Genomic DNA, 20,099 nt, shown 5'->3' on the forward strand with positions numbered 1-20,099 from the left:
GGCGACTGCCCTGATGACGGTCGTTGTACCGGCCGCGGACCCGGCGATCAAGTGTGGCACTGCCCCGAGCCGCCCGGGGAGCAGGCCACGCCGGGGCTCAGGCGGGGATCAGCGCTCCGGCGCGCTTCACCACCCGGCCGGCGACCAGGACGGTCTCGACGGCGCTGGTGTCGGCGTTGAGGACGATCGCGCCGATGGGGTCGCGGGTGCCGGTCATGCCGGGGGTGTCGGTGCGCAGGAGCACGATGTCGGCCTGCTTGCCCGGGGTCAGCGAGCCGACGACGTCGGCGAGACCGACCGTCTGCGCACCGCCCATGGTCGCCATCCGCAGCACGTCCCGGGTGGTGAAGGCGAGGTTTCCCAGGCCGCGTTCCATCGCGAAGGCCGCGCGCATCAGGCTGAACATGTCGCCGGGCCCGCAGCTCACCGTGTCGGCGCTGAGCGAGACCGGCGCTCCGGCCGCGGCCGCCCGGCCGGTGATCGGGTAGCCGATGCCGAGCGTCAGCTCGTCGACCGGCGAGATCGAGACGCTGCCGCCGGTGTCGGCGATGAGCTTCAGGTCGTCGTCGGCGTAGTCGACGCCGTGGATGTAGGTGGTGGGCCGCTCCAGCAGGCCGTTGCCGTGCAGGAACGCCAGCGCCCGCCCGGCGCTGTCGGCGCCCTGGCTGCCGGCGTGGACGGTCACCGGGAGGTCCAGGTCGCGGGCGAGCCGCCACTCCCACAGGGCGCGTTCCTCGCCGGCGATCTCCGGGCCCAGGGCGGCGATCGCCATGGTCAGCCGTCCCGGCGTGCGGAAGTGGGTGTCGCGTACGCGGCGGGCCTCGTCGCCCGGATCCTGGGGGTTGTAACCGAGGACGGCTCTGATGCCCGATTCCCGGAGCCCGGCGACGAGCGCGTCGGAATGCTCCGGGGTGTGCGTCACCTGTGTCCAGTCGAGCAGGGTGGTCACTCCGGCGTCGAGGCATTCGCGGGCCCCGGCCAGATTGCCCGCGTGCACGTCCTCGGGGGTGAGCGCGGGGGCCAGTTCGCCCAGGACGGTGCGGAAGTAGTCCTGGATGTCGCCGTCGGCCACCACCGCGCGGTAGGCGGCCTGCCAGGTGTGGCGGTGGCTGTCCACGAAACCGGGCAGCACCAGGCGGCCGGTGGCGTCGATGACCTCGACGTCCTCGGCGGTCAGGTTCTCGCCCACCGCCGCGATGGTCTCGCCGTCGACGAGCACGTCCAGCTCGCCGAGGACGGCCGCGGTGGGGTGGGTGTCGATGACGGTCCCGTTCTTGATCAGGATTCTCATGACTCGAAGCCTATAGAGAAAGCTTTTAGAAAAGCAATATGGTGAGCGGTATTCTCGGTCGCGTGGAACATGACGAGGTCGACGCGCTGGCCGCCCGCTGGGAGGCGGCGGGCATGGCGCCGTCCCTCATCGCGGGGCTCGAGCTCAGCAAGCGGATGTCGCGGATCAACATGCTGTTCGAGCAGGCGCTCAAGGGGGAACTGGCCGCGCTCGGGCTCACCTACGCGGAGTTCGACGTGCTGGCCGCTCTTGCGCGTACGGCACCGCCGTACCGGATGAAGCCCAGTGAGCTGGCCCGATCGCTGATGCTCACCTCGGGCGGGACCAGCAACGTGCTCCAGCGGCTGACCACGGCCGGGTACGTCGAGCGCTCGGCCGACGACGGCGACGGGCGCAGCCGGTGGGTGCAGCTCACCCCCGAGGGGCTGAAGGTCGCCACCTCGGCGCTGGACACGGCCGTGCGCGCCAACACGGACGTGCTGGCGGGGGTGCCCGAGCCCGTGGTACGGCAGGCGGCCGACGCACTGCGCGAGATCCTGCTGATCGTCGGCAGGCGACGCGTGCGCTAGCCGACGCTGATCACCTGCAGGCGGGTGCGCTGGCCGACGCTGATCGTCGGGAGGCGGGCGCCAGCCGGAGCGCGGGGTGCGCTAGGCGGACCAGGTTCTGCGGTATTCGCGGGGTGAGACCTTGCGGCGGTCCACGAACCGCTCCCTGAGCAGGGCGGCGGAGCCGTAACCGGTCCTTCTGGCGATCTCCTCGATCGACAGGGTGGTCGTGACCAGCAGTTCCTCGGCCAAGTCGAGGCGCTGGGCCTGCAACCAGGCGTGCGGCGAACCGCCCGTGGCCGCCTTGAACCGGCGCGCGAACGTCCGCCTGCTCATCAACGCCCTGGCAGCCAGCTCGTCGATCGACACCCGCCGGTCCAGGTGCCCGCGAGCCCAGCCGAGCACTCCGGCCAGCCGTTCGTCGTCGCCGTCGGCGGGGACCGGGGCGGCCACGTACTGCGCCTGCCCGCCCTCGCGGTGCGGAGGCGTGACCATCTCCCTGGCGATCGTGTTGGCCCTGGCCGGGCCGTGCTCGCGCCTGATCAGGTGGAGTCCCAGGTCGATGCCGGCCGCGGCGCCCGCCCCCGTGAGAACCCGCCCCTCGTCCACGTAAAGCTCGGCCGCCGTGATCCTGACCCCCGGATGCCGCGCGGCCAATTCCCCCGCGAACCGCCAGTGCGTGGTGGCCCGCCGCCCCTCCAGCAGCCCGGCGGCGGCCAGCCCGAAGACGCCGACACAGTGCGCCGCCAAGATCGCCCCACGCTCATGGGCGGCCCTGAAGGCATCCAGCACCGCCTCCGGCGGCGTCGTCCGGAAGGCGTCGCCGGGCAACGACAGCACCAGATCGGCCGAGGCCAGCCGTTCCAGCCCATGCTCGACCGGCAGCCGCAGCCCGAGGTCGGTCCGCACCGGCCCCGGCCGCGCGCCGCACACCGCGAAGTCGAACCCGCCGAACAGCTCGCCCACGACGCCCAGCCCGAGCGCCGTCACCCCGTCAGGCGCATAGGCCGCGACCGTAGTGAATCCCATGGATGGCATGAATACCGCCTTCGACGGCATATTGGCCACTTTTTCGCCATCGGTCATCCCGACATGCTTGCCCCATGAGCACCGAAGCGCCCCGCGAACGCACCGCCGTCCACCACATCCTGCACGTCGGCTACACGAGCTCGACCGGCCCCGGCGTCGCCGCCACCGTCTCCTACATCACCGACGGCGACCTGCACATCGTGTTCGACCCGGGCATGGTGGCCGACCCGGCCGCCATCACCAAGCCGCTCGCCGACCTCGGCCTCTCCCTCGCCGACATCACCGACGTCATCCTCAGCCACCACCACCCCGACAACATCATGAACGCCGGCCTGTTCCCCCAAGCCCGCGTCCACGACCACAAGGCCGTCTACCAGGGCCACGCCTGGCACGACCGCGACCCCGACGGCCACGAACTGACCCCGTCCCTGAAGCTCCTGGCCACCCCCGGCCACAGCGCCGAGGACATCACCCTTCTCGCCGGTACGGCGGGCGGCGTCGTGGCCTTCGCCGGCGACCTGTGGTGGCGTCCCGACGGACCTGCCGAGGACCCGGTGGCGCCGGATCGCGAGCAGCTGCGGGCCAGCCGGGAGCGCGTGCTGGCGGCGGCGGACACGATCGTGCCCGGGCACGGCGCGCCGTTCCCGTCCTCACCGTCCGCGGTGCGCTGAGGCCCGCGCCGGCCGGTACCCGCACCGTCCTGCAGCACCCCACACCCGTCGCTCACGCCTCCGCGACTGTCACACAACCAAGACACGCCGCGAACGAAGCGGGGTCACGACCGGCCGACAGTGGACGAACCGGCCGGAGCTGACTGTGACTGGGCACGACGATGAAGGAGAAGGCGTGGTTAACGACGGGAAATGGGACCGGCGGTCGCTGTTGCGGGGCGCCACCCTGCTGGCCGGCGCCGCCGCGACCGCGCCGCTGCTGGGCGGGGCTGGCACGGCGCTGGCCAGCGGTGGCGACGCGGACGCGCTGTTCAAGGCGGGGAAGTTCGAGCAGGCCGGCCGCGCGTACGAGGAGATCTTGAAAAGGGACCCCGGGAACGTGCACGCGGCACGCCAGCGCGGCTATGTGGGGCTGCTGGGCAACAAGTTCGGCGACGCGGAGAAGTACCTCAAGCTGGCCATCCGGCTGGCGCCCGGCGACAAGGACGCCCACTACTACCTGGCCGACTGCTACATCCGGCAGGACAAGCTCACCCAGTCGGCACCGCACTGGAAGGCGGCCGGCGAGGACGGCTACGCCAAGTGGTTCGCGGCGGTCCGCGGCGAGGCGTATCAGGTCCACGGCGACATCGCGCGGGTGCCGTGGAAGCAGGTGGACCCGCTGCCGCTGGTCGAGGCCTCGGTCAACGGCGGGCCGGCGAAGCGCTTCTCGTTCTACACCGGCGCGCCGAATCTGGGCCTGACCGCTTCGGTGGCCAAGGAGGCGGGGCTGAGCCCGGTCGCCAGTCAGAAGGTCGACTTCGAGGGCGGCGCCATCTGGGCGTACTACGGGATTCTGGAGTCGTTCAAGCTGGGCGGCATCGAGCTGCGCAACGTCCCGGTGGGCTGGTCGGCGACGGAGTCGGGCGAGGACGTCGGCGCCGACAGCGACGGGCTGATCGGCACGTGGGTCTTCTACCACCTGCTGACCACCTTCGACTATGCGGGCCGGCAGCTGATCCTGCGCCGCCGTACCCCTGAAGCGGCCAGGAAGGCACGCGCCGGCGCCGAGCCTCTGCCGCTGTGGCTGGCCCGTGAGCAGTATCTGCACACCACGGGCAGCTTCGCGGGCGCGGCCGGCTCCCGCACGGGGGTGGTGGGCGTGAACCTCGGCGGCGGCAGCGAGATCGCCGCGGGCCTGCGCGGGGAGACGGCCAAGCAACTGGGGGTACGCACCGACCACGACCGCCAGATCGGGACGTTCGCCCAGAGCCACCCGGCCGTGGTCTATCCCTGCTACCCGGAGGAGATCCGGGTCGGCGGCGCCGTCGCCAGGGACGTCTACTGCTACACGAACCCCAACCAGCCGGTCAACGTGCCCCGGCCCTACGGGACGGGGTTCGACACGATGGGCTGGTTCTCCCACTGCTTCTGGAAGCCGTACAACGTCACCGTCGACTTCACCGGCATGAACCTCTACATCGCCCGCGGCGCGGTCACCTGATCACCGCGGGCGGCACCCGCGTCAGGAGGTGGGCAGGAAGCCGACCCGGTCGCGGACCTGGACCATGGTCCGCTGGGCCACGTCGCGCGCCCTGCCCGCTCCGATGGCCAGCAGCCTGTCGAGCTCGGTCTCGTCGGACAGCAGCTTCTCGGTGCGTTCCCGGATCGGGGTGAAGGTCTCCACCACCGCTTCGGCCACTTCCTTCTTGAACGTCCCGTATCCCTGCCCGTCGAACCGGGCGACCAGCTCGGCGATCGACGTCCCGGTCAAAGCCGAGTGGATCCGCAAAAGGTTGGAAATGCCGGGCTTGTTCGCCTCGTCGAAGACGACCTCGCTGCCCGTGTCCGTCACCGCTCGCATCACCTTCTTGCGAAGGGGGCCGGGCTGCTCCAGCACGTCCAGGATGCCCGCCGGGCTGGAGGACGACTTCGACATCTTCGCCGTCGGCTCCTGGAGGTCGGTGATCTTCTCGACCTCCTTGAGGATGTGCGGGGCGGGGAGCGTGAACGTGTCGCCGTAGCGGTGGTTGAAACGCTGGGCCAGGTCGCGCGTCAACTCCAGGTGCTGCTTCTGGTCGGCGCCGACCGGCACGCTGTTGGCCTGGTAGAGAAGGATGTCCGCGGCCTGCAGGATCGGGTAGGTGAACAGGCCGACGCTGGCCGCGCTCTCCCCGAACTTCGCCGACTTGTCCTTGAACTGGGTCATCCGGGCCGCCTCGCCCATCCCGGTCAGGCAGTTGAGCACCCAGGCCAGCTCCGTGTGCTCGCGTACGTGCGACTGCACGAAGACGGTGCTGCGCTCAGGATCGAGGCCCGCGGCGAACAACTGGGCCGCGGCCACCCGCGTACGGCGGCGCAGCGCGGCGGCCTCGGTCGGCACGGTGATGGCATGGAGGTCCACCACGCAGTAGAAGGCGTCGTGGGTCTCCTGCAACGTCACCCACTGGCGGAGGGCGCCCAGGTAGTTACCCAGGTGGAAGGAGTCCGCCGTGGGCTGGATGCCGGAGAGAACACGAGGTCTGGCCATAGCTGGCAATTGTGTCAGGAATCCGCACTCGCCTGCGACTCGATCAGGCCCGGTCGGCGTTTCACCCTGACCCGGGAGATTCTCCGGCCGTCCAGTCCGGTGACGGTGAACTCGAAACCGGGGATCTCCACCTTCTCCCCCACCGCCGGAACGTGGCCGAGCATGGCCATGACGAAGCCGCCGAGCGTCTCGTACGGGCCGTCCGGCAGCCGGATGCCGGTCTGGGCGCCGAAGTCGTTGAGGTTGGTGAGGCCGTCGATCTCGATCTCCCCGGCGGGCAGGATGACCGTGTCGTCTTCGATGTCGTACTCGTCCCTGATGTCGCCGATCAGCTCTTCGACCAGGTCTTCCAGGGTGACGATCCCGGCGGTGCCGCCGTACTCGTCCACGACGATGGCCAGGTGGTGTCCTTCGTCGCGCATCTCCGACAACGTGCTCAGCACCCGCTTCGAGGCGGGCACCAGCTTGATCGGGCGGATGGGCACCAGCTCGCTGATGGGTTCGATCCGGCCGGTGAGGACGGGGTCGAGCAGGTCGCGTACGTGGACGAAGCCCAGGATCTCATCGTAGGACTCGCGGAAGACCGGGAAACGGGAGTGTGGCAGCGCCGCCACCAGCACGGCCGCCTCGGCCAGCGGCGTGTCGGCCTCCATGAACTCCACCTCGGTCCGCGGCAGCATCACCTCCCGCAACTGCCGCTTGCCCGCGGCGAACACCTCGGCGATCAGGTTGCGCTCGTCGAGGGTCAGCTCGCTGTGGCCGACGACCATGTCCCGGAGTTCCTCGGTGGTCATCTGCTCGCGGTCGGCGTCGGGGTTGCCGCCGAGCAGCTTCATCACGCCGTCGGTCGACTTGGACAGCATCCAGATGATCGGCCGCGACAGGGTGGCGATCCAGTCCAGGAACGGCGCGACCACGAGCGAGAGCCCCTCGGCCCGCTGCCTGGCCAGCCGCTTGGGCGCCAGTTCGCCGAGCACGAGCGAGACGTAGGAGATCGCCAGCGTCACCAGCACGAGGGCCAGCGCGGGCGCCACGGCCTCGGGCACGCCCCACTCGCGCAGCTTCGGCCCCAGGGCCGCGCCGAGCCGGTCGGCGCCGAACGCCGCCGACAACATCGTGGCCACGGTGACGCCGATCTGGACGGCGGACAGGAAGCGGTTGGGGTCGCGGGCGAGCTTGGCCACCCGCTCGCCGCGCCGTCCCTTCTTGGCGAGTTTGCGGACCTGGCTCTCCCGCAGGGAGACCATCGCCATCTCGGCGGCGGCGAAGAAGCCGCCCACGAGAATGAAGAGCAGGACCAGGGCGACGTTGGCCGCGACGGTGTCAAACATGGTGGTTGGCAGCGTACTCAACGAGTTTCCCGCGTATGCTGAACGGCAAGCCGTACAAAATCCAACATATTTCACCAGGAGTGCACATGAGACTGTTGGTCACCGGAGGTGCCGGATATGTCGGCAGCGTCGTGGCGGCGCAGCTGGTCGAGGCGGGCCATGAGGTGACCGTGCTCGACGATCTCTCCACCGGACACAGGGACGCGGTTCCCGGCAGCGCCCGGTTCATCCAGGGAGACATCGCCGACTCCCACGAAGCGCTGGAAAACCAGGAGGCGGTGCTGCACTTCGCGGCCAAGTCCCTGGTCGGCGAGTCGGTGGAGAAGCCCGAGCTCTACTGGCGGCGCAACCTCGGCGGCACGCTCGCCCTGCTGGAGGCCATGCACGCCCAGGACGTGCGCCGCATCGTGTTCTCCTCCACCGCCGCTGTTTACGGCGAGCCGATCCACGACCAGATCATGGAGACCGACCCGCCCCGCCCGACCAACCCTTATGGCGAGACCAAGCTGGCCGTCGACATGACGCTGACCGCCTTCGCCGCCCTGCGCGGCCTGGGCGCGGTGAGCCTGCGCTACTTCAACGTGGCCGGCGCCTACGGCATGTTCCGCGAACGCCACGCCATCGAGACCCACCTGATCCCCAACGTGCTCAAGGTCGCCACCGGCGAGCGCGCGGAGATCCAGGTGTTCGGCACCGACTACGCCACCCCCGACGGCACCTGCGTGCGCGACTACATCCACGTCTCCGACCTGGCCAGGGCGCACCTGCTGGCGCTGGAGGCGGTCACCGAGGGCGAGCACAAGATCTACAACCTGGGCAGCGGCACCGGCTTCTCGGTCAAGGAGGTCATCGACGTCTGCCGCGAGGTGACCGGCCACGCGATCCCGGAGAAGCTCGGCGCGCGCCGTCCCGGCGACCCCGCGGTGCTCGTGGCCTCATCGGAGAAGATCCGCGCCGAGCTGGGCTGGAAGGCGGAGCGGACCGACCTGCCGACCATCGTCTCCGACGCCTGGAGTGCGCTTTCCCGCATATGAGCCATAGCCCCGCGGGATATGTGCTGTGATACCGAAATGTGAGGATGCTTTCACCTAGAGTGCTCTTCGTGGCACTCGTCGCAGGTGGCTGCACGCTGGCCGCGGCCGGGGTGGTGTTCGCGACGTCGCCACCGGCTCCGGCCCCCAGCCCGCCTCCCCACTGCCACCTGCACGAACAACTCACGCCGTGACGCGCAGCCGGGCCCGGTTGTCGGCCGGTCGCCGGTCGCCGAGGCGGCTGGAGTACACGCCGGCGCTGGCGTTGACCGGCCGCCTGGGCGCCCTGAGCGTGAGCCGTACCCGCAGGCGCTCGGCAGGGCCGACGGCCCGCAGCCTGCACGCCACATAGCCCGGCTGGGCCGCGCAGCGCGCGCCGAACGCCGACACCAGCCTGGCGCGGCCCGTCCTGAGGTAAACGCGGGCGTCCCTGACCATGTGCGGGCCGCGGTTGCGCACCAGCGCGGTCATCGCGAACGTGCCGCCGCGCGCCCGGCCCGACAGGCTCAGGCTCAGGTCGGCGCCCTCGTCCACGGCGGTCGACACGGTGGCGGCGTTGTCGCTCTCGTCGTCGTCGCGCACCTCGGAGGTGAGCGTGGCCGCCGCCTTCAGCGGGCCCCGCGCGTCCGGCCGGACGATGCCGGTGATCGTGACTCCGCCGGTGCCGCCCGCCCGGATGTCCATGGGCGAGGTGCACACCACCTCGGACGCGCTCACACCCCTCGCGCAGGTGGCCACGTCGACGCCGACGACCTCGACGCCGGTGGGCAGCGTCACCCTGAGCACGGGCAGCACGGCGTCACCGGGTCCGGCGTTGCCGACCTCTGCCCGGTAGATGATGGGTTGTCCGGGCTGGGCGACACCCGGGCGGGCGGTCAGCCGTACGGAGAGGTCGGCTGCGCCCCATCCCGGCCCCGCGTGGGCGAGCCCCGGAACGCCCGCCAGCATGACTCCCATGAACCCGGCGAGCATCTTGCGCCGCATGAACGACCCCCCGTGCAGTACGCCTCAATTGAACGTGCTGACGCGGGTGATCATCCTCGCGACACGCGGTAGCCGTACCGAAAGCGAAAGGCGCGCGCCCGGAACGGACGCGCGCCTTTCGGCGGGGACGCTCAGATGAGGCCGAGGCCCTTGACGGCGTCGCGCTCCTCGGCGAGCTCGCGCACGGAGGCGTCGATGCGCTCGCGGGAGAAGGCGTCGATCTCCAGGCCCTGGATGATCTCCCACTTGCCGCCCGCGGCGCGGACCGGGAAGGAGGAGATGAGGCCCTCGGGCACGTCGTAGGAACCGTCGGAGACGACGGCGGCGGAGGTCCAGTCGGTGCCGTTGACCCAGTCGTAGACGTGGTCGATCGCGGCGTTGGCCGCGCTCGCCGCGCTGGAGGCGCCACGGGCCTCGATGATCGCGGCGCCGCGCTTGGCGACGGTCGGGATGAAGGTGTCCTTCAGCCACTCGTGGTCGACCTGCTCGGCCGCGACCTTGCCGCCGACCTCGGCGTGGAAGAGGTCGGGGTACTGCGTGGCCGAGTGGTTGCCCCAGATGGTCATCTTCTTGATCTCGGTGACCGGGATCTGGAGCTTGGCGGCCAGCTGCGACAGCGCGCGGTTGTGGTCGAGGCGGGTCATCGCGGTGAAGCGCTCGGCCGGGACGTCCGGGGCGTTCTGCTGGGCGATGAGCGCGTTGGTGTTGGCCGGGTTGCCCACGACCAGGACCTTGATGTCGTCGGCGGCGTGGTCGTTGATCGCCTTGCCCTGGGGGCCGAAGATGCCGCCGTTGGCGCCGAGCAGGTCGCCGCGCTCCATGCCCGCCTTACGCGGCATGGCGCCGACCAGCAGGGCGACGTTGGCGCCGTCGAAGGCGACGTTGGGGTCGTCGGTGATCTCGATGCCCGACAGCAGCGGGAACGCGCAGTCGTCGAGCTCCATCGCGGTGCCCTCGGCCGCCTTCACCGCCTGCGGGATCTCCAGCAGGCTCAGCTTCACCGGAACGTCGGCGCCGAGCAGGTGCCCCGACGCGATGCGGAACAACAGCGCGTAGCCGATCTGACCGGCGGCACCGGTGACGGTTACCTTGACGGGCGTGGCCATGGCCTTCCCCTAACTCGCAGGATGAATCATTGACTTTCGGATGTTACCCGGTCGTCATCCGCAGGGTTCCATCTCGGTCGGGTTCAGCTGCGGTTTGAAATCCACGTTTCCGAAATGCCTGCTCACGAGCTTCTTGATGGTGCCGTCGCGCTGCAGTCCGGCGATGACCCCCGAGACGGCCTTGCACGTCCTGGCGTCGCCGCGCTCCATGCCGACGGCGTAGCGCTGGCTGCTGAGCCGGGCGCCGAGCACGGCGAAACGCATGCTCACCTCACGGTCGGCGAACCCCGCCAGCAGCAGATCCTCGCCGGGGACCGCGTCGACCTTGCCGCTCTTCAGCATGTCCATGCATTCGGCGTAGTGGGCGGCGGGTATGGGCGTCACCTCGACCCGGTCCTGCACGCTGCGCGTGGACGGGCTCGGGGGCGCGCAGAGGTTCATGCCCTTGAGGTCGGCCAGCTTCTTGGCGGTGCCCGCCCGGACCAGCACGTCGTGGTGGGCGACGTAGTACGGCCCGGCGAACAGCACTTCCTCGTCGCGGTCGATCGAGTAGGTGGCGACCACGAGGTCCACCTTGCCGGTGCTCAGGGCGGTCGCCCGATCGAAGCGGCCGACCTGCACGTACTTCACGTCCTTGGCGCCCAGCGCCTTGGCGATCAGGCCGGCCAGGTCCACGTCGAAACCCTGGAACGATCCGCCCTGGCTCAGGCTGATGCCCGGCAGGTCGCCCTTGACGCCGACGGTGAGCTTCCCGGTCTTGGCGATCTTGTCCATCACGGAGGTGAACGGGCCCGGCTGGGGCGGCGTGTTCCCGCCGTTCACCGACTCCGACGGCGGCTGCGCGCCGAAGGCCACCGGCCAGTCGTTGAGCACCGCCAGCACCGCGGCGGCGGCCAGCACCACCAGCGCCACGACCACCGCGATCCAGCGTCCCGGGCCGCCCCGTCTCCCTTGCGGCGCCGGCCGCATCGGGGGGCGCTCCGACAGGCTCGTGGGCGCCTGCTCCGGTACGGCCGGCGGCGGCTGCGTCGGGTGACCGGTGTGGCTGGGGGGAGCAGGCATCCCGGACTCGCCCGGCTCGGCGGGCTTGCGGGCGTCGGCCAGCGTGGTGCGTACCCGGGTGAACGGGGTGGTGTCGTCGCTGGCCACCTCGGCGCCCCTGGACAGCACCGCCGTGGAGGCGCCCGCGGTCTCCGGCTGGCCCAGCAGCCGCAGCAGCAGCTGGTCGGCCGTGGGCCGCGCCTGCGGATCCTTGGCCAGCGCCGAGGCGACCACCCCGCGCAGCGGCTCGGGCATCGCGCTGACGTCGACCTCGTGGTTGAGGATCCGGTTGAGCACCACCGCGATCGAACTGCCCTCGAAGACCGTGACCCCGGTCGCGGCGAAGGCGATCGTCGCGCCCCAGGAGAACACGTCGGTGAAGGGGCCGACGTCGTCGCCGGCGATCTGCTCCGGCGCCATGTAGGCGGGGGTGCCGATGGCGCGGCTGGTGATCGTGCCGGTGGAGTCGATGATGCGGGCGATGCCGAAGTCGACCACCCTCGGGCCGTCGGCGGCGATCAGCACGTTGTCCGGCTTGAAGTCGCGGTGCACGATCGAGGCGTGGTGGATCGCGGTCAGCGCGGTGGCGGTGCCGATGGCCAGCCGGTCGAGGGCGGTGCCGCGCATCGGGCCATCGTTGTCGACGACCTCGCGCAGCGGGAGGCCGTCGATGTACTCGCTGGCGATGTAGGGCGTGTTGCCGTCGAGGTCGGCTTCCAGGACGCGGGCCGTACAAAAGGAGGCGACCCTTTCGGCCGCCTTGAGCTCCCGCGCGAACCGGGATCTGGCGATGGTGTCACCGCTGAACTTGATGTGCAGGAGCTTGATCGCCGCCCGCTCACCCTGCTCGTTGACGCCCAGGTAGACGATGCCCTGCCCGCCCTCGCCCACGCGTCCGGTCAGCTGGAACGAGCCCAGCTGCTCGGGATCGCCGGCGACGAGCGGCGCGATCTGCGGCATTGACCATCCCCACGTGTATACAAATCCCAACGAGGCAAACTTTACGACGCTCATGAAGCTCTCAGGGAACCGTTAACCGTTCGTGACGTCGCGGACGGGCTTCTCGGCGGCTGACTGGAATGACATTCTGTCGCCATGCATGACATCGTCCTCTTCGGCGCCACCGGTTACACCGGAAAGCTCATCGCCCGTTATCTGGCCGGGATCGAGGGGCTCGGCTGGGCGGTCGCGGGCCGCGACCGGGGCCGGCTGGAGGCGCTCGGCCACGGCGTGCCCGTGCTGGTCGCCGACGTGGACGACGCCGCCTCGATGGCCGCGCTGGCCCGTCAGGCGCGCGTGGTCATCACCACCGTCGGCCCTTACGTCCGCTACGGCGAGCCGCTCGTCGCGGCCTGCGCGGAAGCCGGGACCCACTACGTCGACCTGACCGGCGAGCCGGAGTTCGTGGACCGCATGTACCTGCTCCACCACGAGCGCGCCGCCGCCTCGGGAGCGAAGATCGTGCACGCCTGCGGTTTCGACTCCATCCCCTACGACCTCGGCGTCCTCTACACGGTCGGCGAACTGCCGGAAGGCGTGCCGCTCAAGGTCAGCGCGTTCCTGCGGGGCGGCGGGCGGCCCTCGGGCGGGACGTTCCACTCGGCGGTGACCTCGATGTCGCGGGCGCGGCAGATGGCCGAGACGGGCCTGCGCCGCCGCGCCGCCGAGACCCGGCCGCGCGGGCGTTCCGTGGACGTGCTGCCCGGCCTGCCGAGGTTCGTGGGCGGGTACGCCCTGCCGATGCCCACCATCGACCCGCAGATCGTGGGCCGCTCCGCCTGGGCGCTCGACCGCTACGGCCCGGACTTCACCTACCGCCAGTACATGAGCGTGCGCCGCCTGCCGGGCGCGCTGGCGCTGGCCGGGGGCGCGACGGCCCTCGGGATGCTCGCCCAGCTCAGGCCCACGCGCGAATGGCTCCTGAACCGCCTCAAGCCGGGCGATGGTCCCACTCCGGAGGAGCGGGCCAAGAGCTGGTTCAAGCTGACGTTCCTCGGCGAAGGGGGCGGCGCACGGGTGGTCACGGAGGTCTCCGGGCGCGATCCCGGGTACGGCGGGGCCGCCACGATGGTCTCCGAGGCGGCGTTGTGCCTGGCCTTCGACGACACGCCCCAGGTGGCGGGGCAGGTGACGACGGCCGCGGCGATGGGCGCGCCGCTCATCGAACGGCTGGGCCGTTCGGGGGCGCTGTCGTTCTCGGTGAAGTCCTAGCAGCCCGACTCCCTGAACATCTCGTGCCACCGGACGGGCGCGGCGTCCTCTTCCACGCTCGCGGCCACCCGCGCGCTGCCCCACCACGCCGACACGTCGAGGATCACCGGAGCCGTCTCCTCCGCCGCCTCCAGGCAGGAGGTGTACTCCACCAGAAGTTCGACCTCGACGCTGCCGCCCGCGGGCACGACCTTCGGCAGCGCGGCGCCGACGACGCTGAAGTGCTCAGCCCGCACCCCCGCCCCGGTCAGGGTGATCGGGTAGAGGGCCTCGTTGGTGAAGGTGTGGGTCATGGCGTCGACGCGCCCGTGGACTCTGCCCAGTTCGTCGGTGACGAGCCTGGCGCTGGCCGTGTCGGGTTCGTGGTGGGTGATCCGCGGGATCAGTCCCCAGCCGAAGGCGAGCAGCAGCGTCAGGGCGATGCCGATCACGACCGGCCATCGGGCGCTCACGGCCGCCGCCGACGGGTTGAGGCGGTCCAATACTTCACTCGGAATCACGTCGGCATTCTGCTAGTTTCCCGGGCTATGACGAAAGACCACCTTTGCTGATACTCACGGCCATTGGTGTATTAGCCGTCATTTCCGGGTTGGCACTGAGCGCGCGCTCCCTTCCCCGCGCCAACCTGGAACGCTTCGCCCAACGGCACCGGCTGACGATCACGCCCTACAACGGCGACAACACGATCGCCTACCTACGCGCGGTCCGCTCGTGGCGAGGCGCGGGACTGGCCGCGGGCGGCGCCCTCTCGCTTTTCTTCCTGGGAAATCTGAATTTCCCCTTTTTGCTGTACGGCTGGCTCGCCGGCGTGCTCGTCTCCGAGATCCAGCTCGCCGCCACCCGGCCTCGATTCTTCGGTGAACGGCTCCGCCTCACGCCGCGGGCGCTCACGGTCGGCTGGCGGCTGTCGGCGCTCCTGTGCTGGGGCGTCATCGCGGTGCTCGTGGTCCGCTCGTTCACCCGGGAGACGGCGGTGCCAGAACGGCTCTGGGTGGCGATTCCGGCTCTCGTGCTGCTGGCCGTCCATCTGGTGCTGAGGGACCTGCACCGGCGTGCGGTGCCCGCGGGGACCAGCGACCTGGTCGGCGCCGAGTTCGCCGCCCGGATCAGCTCGGCCAGGACGCTGATGGCGTTCGGGATCGCGGCGGCGCTCTGGCCGGCTTTCGGCTTCATCTCCGCCGAGCTGCCGACGCCCGTGCGGCCGGTGCCGCTCACCCTGGTCGCGGGGCCTGTGCAGTTCGCCAAAACCGTGAGCGACCCCGTCAGATGGGCGCTCTATCCAGTGCCTCCCGACCGGGAAACGACGTTCGCCGAGGCCGACACGCGCGGACCCCTCGCCCTCAGCGGTGACGGCCTCCACGTGATCTACCGGCAGCTCGGCACGGGCAGGCTCGTCCACCGCGACCTGCGCAAGAGTGACGTCCGTGAGGTCCCGGGCACCGGCGAGATCCTGCTCTCCCACGACGGCGCCTACGCCACGGTCGGCGCCACGCTCGTCCACACGCCCACCGGATCGGCCACGCCCCTGCCCGGCGTTGCCCGCGTGATCGGCATCGGCGGCGGCCGGATCGTCGCCACCACCGGCCCCCGCACCCTGCCGGGCGCGCCTGCGACCGAGCTCGTCACCTTCGACCCGCAGGGCAAGGTCGTGTCCCGCGCGCCCTTCGACCCCTCCCTCGACGTACGGCTCTCGCCCGACGGCAAGACGCTCGCCGTCGTCACCTCCGCCGACGTGCTGACCATGGACCCGGCCACCGCGAAGGTGCTGACCCGCGAGCCGCTGCAACTCCCCGGCCCCAGCTACGAGCGCGACCTGCTGGGCTGGTCCGCGGACGGCCGGCTACTGCTGCTGCGCGCCGACCTGGAGAAGACCGACGCGTCCGGCCACTACCTGATCGACCCGGGGACCGGCACGGCGCGGCGCCTGGTGGACTGGCCGGATCCCGGCCGGCCCGTGGTCGTGGGGAGGGTCACGTGATCCGCAGAGGTCTGGCCGCCGGTGTGCTCGTGATCGCGGCGTGGGTCACGCTGCCCCTGTGGCAGCAGGAAGCCGGCCTTCCCCTGGCGAAGGGCATGCCCGGCAGCACCGCTTCACTGCCTCCGGCCACCGAACTCAGGGGCCCGGCCCCGGCGCCCATCCGCTACGCGTACCAGCCGGAATGCCCCGACCAGAGCGGCCCCTGCCTGCAATGGCATCTGGTCTCCACGCGCGGCGAGCAGTGGTGGCTGCCCGGCGCGAGCGCGCAGGACACGTTCGTGCTCAGCGACGACGGCACCCGCGCCACCTACCCGCGTGGCAAGGGGCTGGTCCTGCACGACTTGATGACCGGCGAGGTCACGCCGCTGTCCGTCAAGGGCGAGGAGCCGATCTTCTCCCTCGACGGCCGCCACCTGGCCGCCGGGCGCGAGGTCGCCGATCTGGCCACGGGGCGCGTACACCGGCTGAACGGCGTGGCACGAGCCTGGACCTCCAGAGGCGTGATCACCTCCACGCTGAAACCCGACGACCACACACCGGGCCAGGTCAACGTCACGTTCTTCACCGTCAGCTCGCCCGAGGGCAAGAGGCTGAGCAGGTTCACCGCCCCCGGCGACCTGTCCTCCGACGGCGTCCTGTCACCCTCGGGCCGCCAGTTCGCCACGTTGACCAGGGAGGTGACGCCCACGTCCGTGACCACCACGAGCATCCTGATCAGCAGGGAGCGCGCCGTCACCCCGCGCCTGCCCGCGGGCTGGACGATCACCACGATCCTGCGCTGGACCGGCGAGGACACCCTCCTCGTACGGCTGCGCGGCCCCGTGAACCGCGTCGCCTACACCGTCGTCGACCTGACCACCGGCCGCCCGCTCCCCGGAGGCGTCGAGGAGCGGGGGCTGTCAACGGTCATCGGCCGCCTGGACTAGTACGGCAGCGCCCGCGCGGTGAAGTTCTTGCGCAGGAACGGCGCCTTGAACTTGGGGAAGGCCACGGTCTCGGCGTCACCGTCGGAGGTGAAGCGCATGTCCGGGTTGTTCTTGAGCCAGTCCAGCCAGGCCGTCGAGCAGAACTGGGAGCAGTCGCCCTTCTTGTCCATCGCCTTGATCCGCGGGATCCCGAGCGGGTCGAACGTCCTGGTGTAGGGCGCCGGCGCGGGCGTGTACCCGGCCAGGAAGACGCCGCTGTGGTTGTAGGCCCCTTCGCTGCCCTTGCCGCGCAGCGCCCACTCCTTCTTGCGCGGCTGGCTCCCGTACGGCAGGGCCAGCGTCACCGGGTCCTGCGAGGCGAGGGAGTGGACCTGCTGCCGGATGGCGGCGATCTGCTCGGCCACCTCCTTCTGCGAGCGGGTGCCGAGGTTGACGTGGTCGCGCGTGTGGTTGCCGATGTCGAAGCCGTTGTCCTTGAGCCAGAGCAGCGTCTGCGCCTGCTCCTCCTTCAGCGACTTGCCGAACATGTCGCGGGTGACGTAGAAGGTCGCGACGGGGCGGAAGCCGGGGTTCTTCGCGGCCACGTCCTGCAGGATGGCGACCGCCGTGTCGGCCCTGGGGACGCCGAGGTCGTCCAGGGCGAGCTGGGAGGGCGAGGAGTCGTCGAAGGTGAGCACCACGGGGTGCTTGCCGGCGGGGATGCCGATCTTCCCGGTCACGTACTCGGCCGCGGTGATCGGCACGTAGCCGTCGCGCACCAGCCGTTCCAGGTCGGCGCGGAACTTCTCCGGCGTCCTGTCGTCGTCGGAGCCGGGATTCTTCACGATCCGGTGGTACATGAGCACCGGGACCTGTCCCAGTTCGTTGGCCTTGACCTTGGCCGCGGCGGCGGCCTTGGCCTGCTTGGCCTGCTGCACCTTCATGGCGGCGTCGGCTTTGCTGACCGTCTGCACGGCCGGCTGCGAGCCGCATCCGCCGACGATCGCGCCCACCGCGACCAACCCGAGAACACCCAGACGCATCGGGAACCTCCCTCATGACGCGATCGTCAATTACGCCCTGTGACCTCCCCATCGCTCCCCGGAACCACTCCGGAACACTCCAAAAGAGATCACCAAGCCGGGGACCCGAGGCGGCCACGGCCAGGTCGCGGGCGGGGCGGCCACCGGATATCTTGATGTCAAGCAATCTCAGACGTGGAGCGGACATCCGGTGACTGATTCGACCATCATTTACACGCACACAGACGAGGCCCCAGCGCTGGCCACGTACTCGTTCCTGCCGGTCATCCAGGCGTACGCCGCCAAGGCCGGAGTGCGGGTGGAAAGCCGGGACATCTCGCTGGCCGGGCGGATCATCGCCGGCTTCCCCGAGCGGCTCACGGAGGGCCAGCGCATCGGCGACGCCCTGGCCGAGCTCGGCGAGCTGGCGAAGACCCCCGCGGCGAACATCATCAAGCTGCCCAACATCTCGGCCTCGATCCCGCAGCTGAAGGCGGCCATCGCCGAGCTGCGCCAGCAGGGCTACGACCTGCCCGACTACCCCGAGGACCCGAAGACCGACGAGGAGCGCGACATCCGCGCCCGCTACGACAAGGTCAAGGGCAGCGCCGTCAACCCGGTGCTGCGCGAGGGCAACTCCGACCGCCGCGCCCCCGCCTCGGTGAAGGCCTACGCCAAGCAGCACCCGCACAGAATGGGCGCGTGGTCGCCCGACTCCAAGACCGACGTGGCGCACATGACCGCCGACGACTTCCGCTCCTCGGAGAAGTCCGCGATCCTGCCCGAGGCCACCGAGCTGCGCATCGAGCTGGTGGGCGACGACGGCGCCACGACCGTCCTGCGTGAGTCCGTACCCGTGCTGGCCGGGGAGATCGTCGACTCCTCGGTCATGCGGGTGGCCGCCCTGCGCGAGTTCCTCACCGCGCAGATCGCCCGCGCCAAGGCCGAGGACGTGCTCTTCTCCGTCCACCTCAAGGCCACGATGATGAAGGTCTCCGACCCGATCATCTTCGGCCACGTGGTGCGCGCCTTCTTCCCGAAGACCTTCGCCCAGTACGGCGAGGCCCTCGCGCAGGCCGGTCTCAGCCCCAACGACGGCCTGGGCGGCATCCTCAGCGGCGCGAGCGACGAGATCAAGGCGTCGTTCGAGGCCGAGCTCGCCGAAGGCCCGGCGCTGGCCATGGTCGACTCCGACCGCGGCATCACCAACCTGCACGTGCCGAGCGACATCATCGTCGACGCCTCGATGCCGGCGATGATCCGCCAGTCCGGCCACATGTGGGGCCCCGACGGCAACGAGGCCGACACCCTCGCCGTCATCCCCGACAGCAGCTACGCCGGCATCTACCAGGTCGTCATCGACGACTGCCGCGCCCACGGCGCCCTCGACCCGGCGACCATGGGCTCGGTCCCGAACGTCGGCCTCATGGCGCAGAAGGCCGAGGAGTACGGCAGCCACGACAAGACCTTCGAGATCCCGGCCACCGGCACCGTACGCGTGGTGAACTCCGCCGGCGAGACCGTCCTCGAGCACGCGGTCAGCCAGGGCGACATCTGGCGCATGTGCCAGACCAAGGACATCCCCGTCCAGGACTGGGTGAAGCTCGCCGTCTCCCGCGCCCGCGCCACCGGCGACCCGGCGGTGTTCTGGCTCGACGCGACCCGCGCCCACGACGCCAGCCTCATCGAGAAGGTCAACGGCTACCTGGCCGAGCACGACACCAGCGGCCTGCAGATCGAGATCATGGCCCCGGTCGAGGCGATCGGCTTCTCGCTGGAGCGCATCCGCAAGGGCGAGAACACGATCTCGGTCACCGGCAACGTGCTGCGCGACTACCTGACCGACCTGTTCCCGATCCTGGAGCTGGGCACCAGCGCCAAGATGCTCTCGATCGTCCCGCTGCTCAGCGGCGGCGGCCTATTCGAGACCGGCGCGGGCGGCTCGGCGCCCAAGCACGTGCAGCAGCTGGTCAAGGAGAACTACCTGCGCTGGGACAGCCTGGGCGAGTTCCTGGCGCTGGCGGCCAGCTTCGAGCACCTGGCGCGCACGACCGGCAACGCGCGGGCGCAGATCCTGGCCGACACGCTCGACCGGGCGACCGCGACGTTCCTCAACGAGAACAAGTCGCCGGCCCGCAAGCTGGGCTCGATCGACAACCGCGGCAGCCACTTCTACCTGTCCCTGTACTGGGCCCAGGAACTGGCCACTCAGACCGACGACGCCGAGGTGGCGGCGGCGTTCGCCGGTCTGGCCAAGACCCTTGCCGAGCAGGAGCAGGCGATCGCGGCCGAGCTGCTGGCCGTACAGGGCTCGCCGGTCGACCTCGGCGGCTACTACCAGCCGGACCCGGCCAAGGCCGCGGCCGTGATGCGGCCGTCGAAGACCTTCAACCAGGCGATCGAGAGCCTCTAGGCGACATCGGAAGGGCGGTGGGCTCCGGC

General features: G+C 70.5%; 18 protein-coding genes. 9 read left to right on the forward strand and 9 right to left on the reverse strand.

Features of this window, described 5'->3' with window-relative positions; all coding sequences use genetic code 11:
- Positions 1-97: 97 nt before the first annotated feature.
- Positions 98-1,291 carry an amidohydrolase family protein gene (locus tag HNR40_RS01845; protein WP_184957899.1) on the reverse strand — a complete coding sequence of 398 codons (1,194 nt, stop codon included), beginning with the start codon at positions 1,289-1,291 and terminating at the stop codon, positions 98-100.
- Positions 1,292-1,353: 62 nt separating this feature from the next.
- On the opposite strand from HNR40_RS01845, the gene HNR40_RS01850 reads away from it, so the two are divergent.
- Complete coding sequence (locus HNR40_RS01850; RefSeq protein WP_221339887.1) at positions 1,354-1,860, forward strand: MarR family winged helix-turn-helix transcriptional regulator; 507 nt, start codon at positions 1,354-1,356, stop codon at positions 1,858-1,860.
- A gap of 81 nt (positions 1,861-1,941) precedes the next feature.
- On the opposite strand, the gene HNR40_RS01855 is transcribed toward HNR40_RS01850, so the two are convergent.
- Positions 1,942-2,868: a GlxA family transcriptional regulator gene (locus tag HNR40_RS01855; RefSeq protein ID WP_184957900.1), complete on the reverse strand. Its 927-nt coding sequence runs from the start codon at positions 2,866-2,868 to the stop codon at positions 1,942-1,944.
- Positions 2,869-2,942: 74 nt separating this feature from the next.
- Between HNR40_RS01855 and HNR40_RS01860 the strand changes: the two genes are divergently transcribed.
- Both HNR40_RS01860 and HNR40_RS01865 read left to right on the forward strand, forming a co-directional pair.
- Positions 2,943-3,539: an MBL fold metallo-hydrolase gene (locus tag HNR40_RS01860; protein WP_184957901.1), complete on the forward strand. Its 597-nt coding sequence runs from the start codon at positions 2,943-2,945 to the stop codon at positions 3,537-3,539.
- Between the two features lie 175 nt (positions 3,540-3,714).
- Complete coding sequence (locus tag HNR40_RS01865; RefSeq protein ID WP_184957902.1) at positions 3,715-5,022, forward strand: tetratricopeptide repeat protein; 1,308 nt, start codon at positions 3,715-3,717, stop codon at positions 5,020-5,022.
- Positions 5,023-5,043: 21 nt separating this feature from the next.
- Here the strand turns inward: HNR40_RS01865 and trpS are convergent, their stop codons facing one another.
- Both trpS and HNR40_RS01875 read right to left on the reverse strand, forming a co-directional pair.
- A complete protein-coding gene (gene trpS / locus HNR40_RS01870) occupies positions 5,044-6,048 on the reverse strand; it encodes a tryptophan--tRNA ligase (RefSeq protein ID WP_184957903.1) in 1,005 nt (334 codons plus the stop codon).
- 14 nt (positions 6,049-6,062) lie between these two features.
- Positions 6,063-7,379: a hemolysin family protein gene (locus HNR40_RS01875; protein ID WP_184957904.1), complete on the reverse strand. Its 1,317-nt coding sequence runs from the start codon at positions 7,377-7,379 to the stop codon at positions 6,063-6,065.
- A gap of 86 nt (positions 7,380-7,465) precedes the next feature.
- Here HNR40_RS01875 and galE point away from each other — a divergent pair, with 86 nt between their 5' ends.
- On the forward strand, positions 7,466-8,413 hold the full coding sequence (gene galE / locus HNR40_RS01880) for a UDP-glucose 4-epimerase GalE (RefSeq protein WP_184957905.1): 948 nt from the start codon (positions 7,466-7,468) through the stop codon (positions 8,411-8,413).
- A gap of 68 nt (positions 8,414-8,481) precedes the next feature.
- Complete coding sequence (locus HNR40_RS56025; RefSeq protein WP_281395028.1) at positions 8,482-8,604, forward strand: hypothetical protein; 123 nt, start codon at positions 8,482-8,484, stop codon at positions 8,602-8,604.
- On the opposite strand, the gene HNR40_RS01885 is transcribed toward HNR40_RS56025, so the two are convergent.
- From HNR40_RS01885 to HNR40_RS01895, 3 genes are all read right to left on the reverse strand, one after another.
- Positions 8,594-9,394 carry a DUF11 domain-containing protein gene (locus HNR40_RS01885; protein ID WP_184957906.1) on the reverse strand — a complete coding sequence of 267 codons (801 nt, stop codon included), beginning with the start codon at positions 9,392-9,394 and terminating at the stop codon, positions 8,594-8,596. The genes HNR40_RS56025 and HNR40_RS01885 overlap by 11 nt on opposite strands.
- A gap of 131 nt (positions 9,395-9,525) precedes the next feature.
- On the reverse strand, positions 9,526-10,500 hold the full coding sequence (locus HNR40_RS01890) for a malate dehydrogenase (protein WP_184957907.1): 975 nt from the start codon (positions 10,498-10,500) through the stop codon (positions 9,526-9,528).
- Between the two features lie 54 nt (positions 10,501-10,554).
- A complete protein-coding gene (locus HNR40_RS01895; RefSeq protein WP_184957908.1) occupies positions 10,555-12,501 on the reverse strand; it encodes a serine/threonine-protein kinase in 1,947 nt (648 codons plus the stop codon).
- A gap of 135 nt (positions 12,502-12,636) precedes the next feature.
- Between HNR40_RS01895 and HNR40_RS01900 the strand changes: the two genes are divergently transcribed.
- Entirely contained in the window at positions 12,637-13,752 is a 1,116-nt protein-coding gene (locus HNR40_RS01900) for a saccharopine dehydrogenase family protein (protein ID WP_184957909.1), read from the forward strand.
- Here the strand turns inward: HNR40_RS01900 and HNR40_RS01905 are convergent.
- Complete coding sequence (locus HNR40_RS01905) at positions 13,749-14,252, reverse strand: hypothetical protein (protein WP_184957910.1); 504 nt, start codon at positions 14,250-14,252, stop codon at positions 13,749-13,751. The genes HNR40_RS01900 and HNR40_RS01905 overlap by 4 nt on opposite strands.
- A gap of 89 nt (positions 14,253-14,341) precedes the next feature.
- Between HNR40_RS01905 and HNR40_RS01910 the strand changes: the two genes are divergently transcribed.
- Positions 14,342-15,730 carry a TolB-like translocation protein gene (locus HNR40_RS01910; RefSeq protein ID WP_184957911.1) on the forward strand — a complete coding sequence of 463 codons (1,389 nt, stop codon included), beginning with the start codon at positions 14,342-14,344 and terminating at the stop codon, positions 15,728-15,730.
- Complete coding sequence (locus tag HNR40_RS01915) at positions 15,727-16,656, forward strand: hypothetical protein (RefSeq protein ID WP_184957912.1); 930 nt, start codon at positions 15,727-15,729, stop codon at positions 16,654-16,656. Before HNR40_RS01910 ends, HNR40_RS01915 begins: the two co-directional genes overlap by 4 nt.
- On the opposite strand, the gene HNR40_RS01920 is transcribed toward HNR40_RS01915, so the two are convergent.
- Complete coding sequence (locus HNR40_RS01920; RefSeq protein WP_184957913.1) at positions 16,653-17,678, reverse strand: polysaccharide deacetylase family protein; 1,026 nt, start codon at positions 17,676-17,678, stop codon at positions 16,653-16,655. The two genes, HNR40_RS01915 and HNR40_RS01920, sit on opposite strands and share 4 nt — an antisense overlap.
- Positions 17,679-17,868: 190 nt before the next feature.
- On the opposite strand from HNR40_RS01920, the gene HNR40_RS01925 reads away from it, so the two are divergent.
- Positions 17,869-20,070, forward strand: a complete 2,202-nt coding sequence (locus HNR40_RS01925; protein WP_184957914.1) for an NADP-dependent isocitrate dehydrogenase — start codon at positions 17,869-17,871, stop codon at positions 20,068-20,070.
- Positions 20,071-20,099 lie beyond the last annotated feature (29 nt).

The organism is Nonomuraea endophytica, from assembly GCF_014203235.1.
GTDB classification, from domain to species: domain Bacteria; phylum Actinomycetota; class Actinomycetes; order Streptosporangiales; family Streptosporangiaceae; genus Nonomuraea; species Nonomuraea endophytica.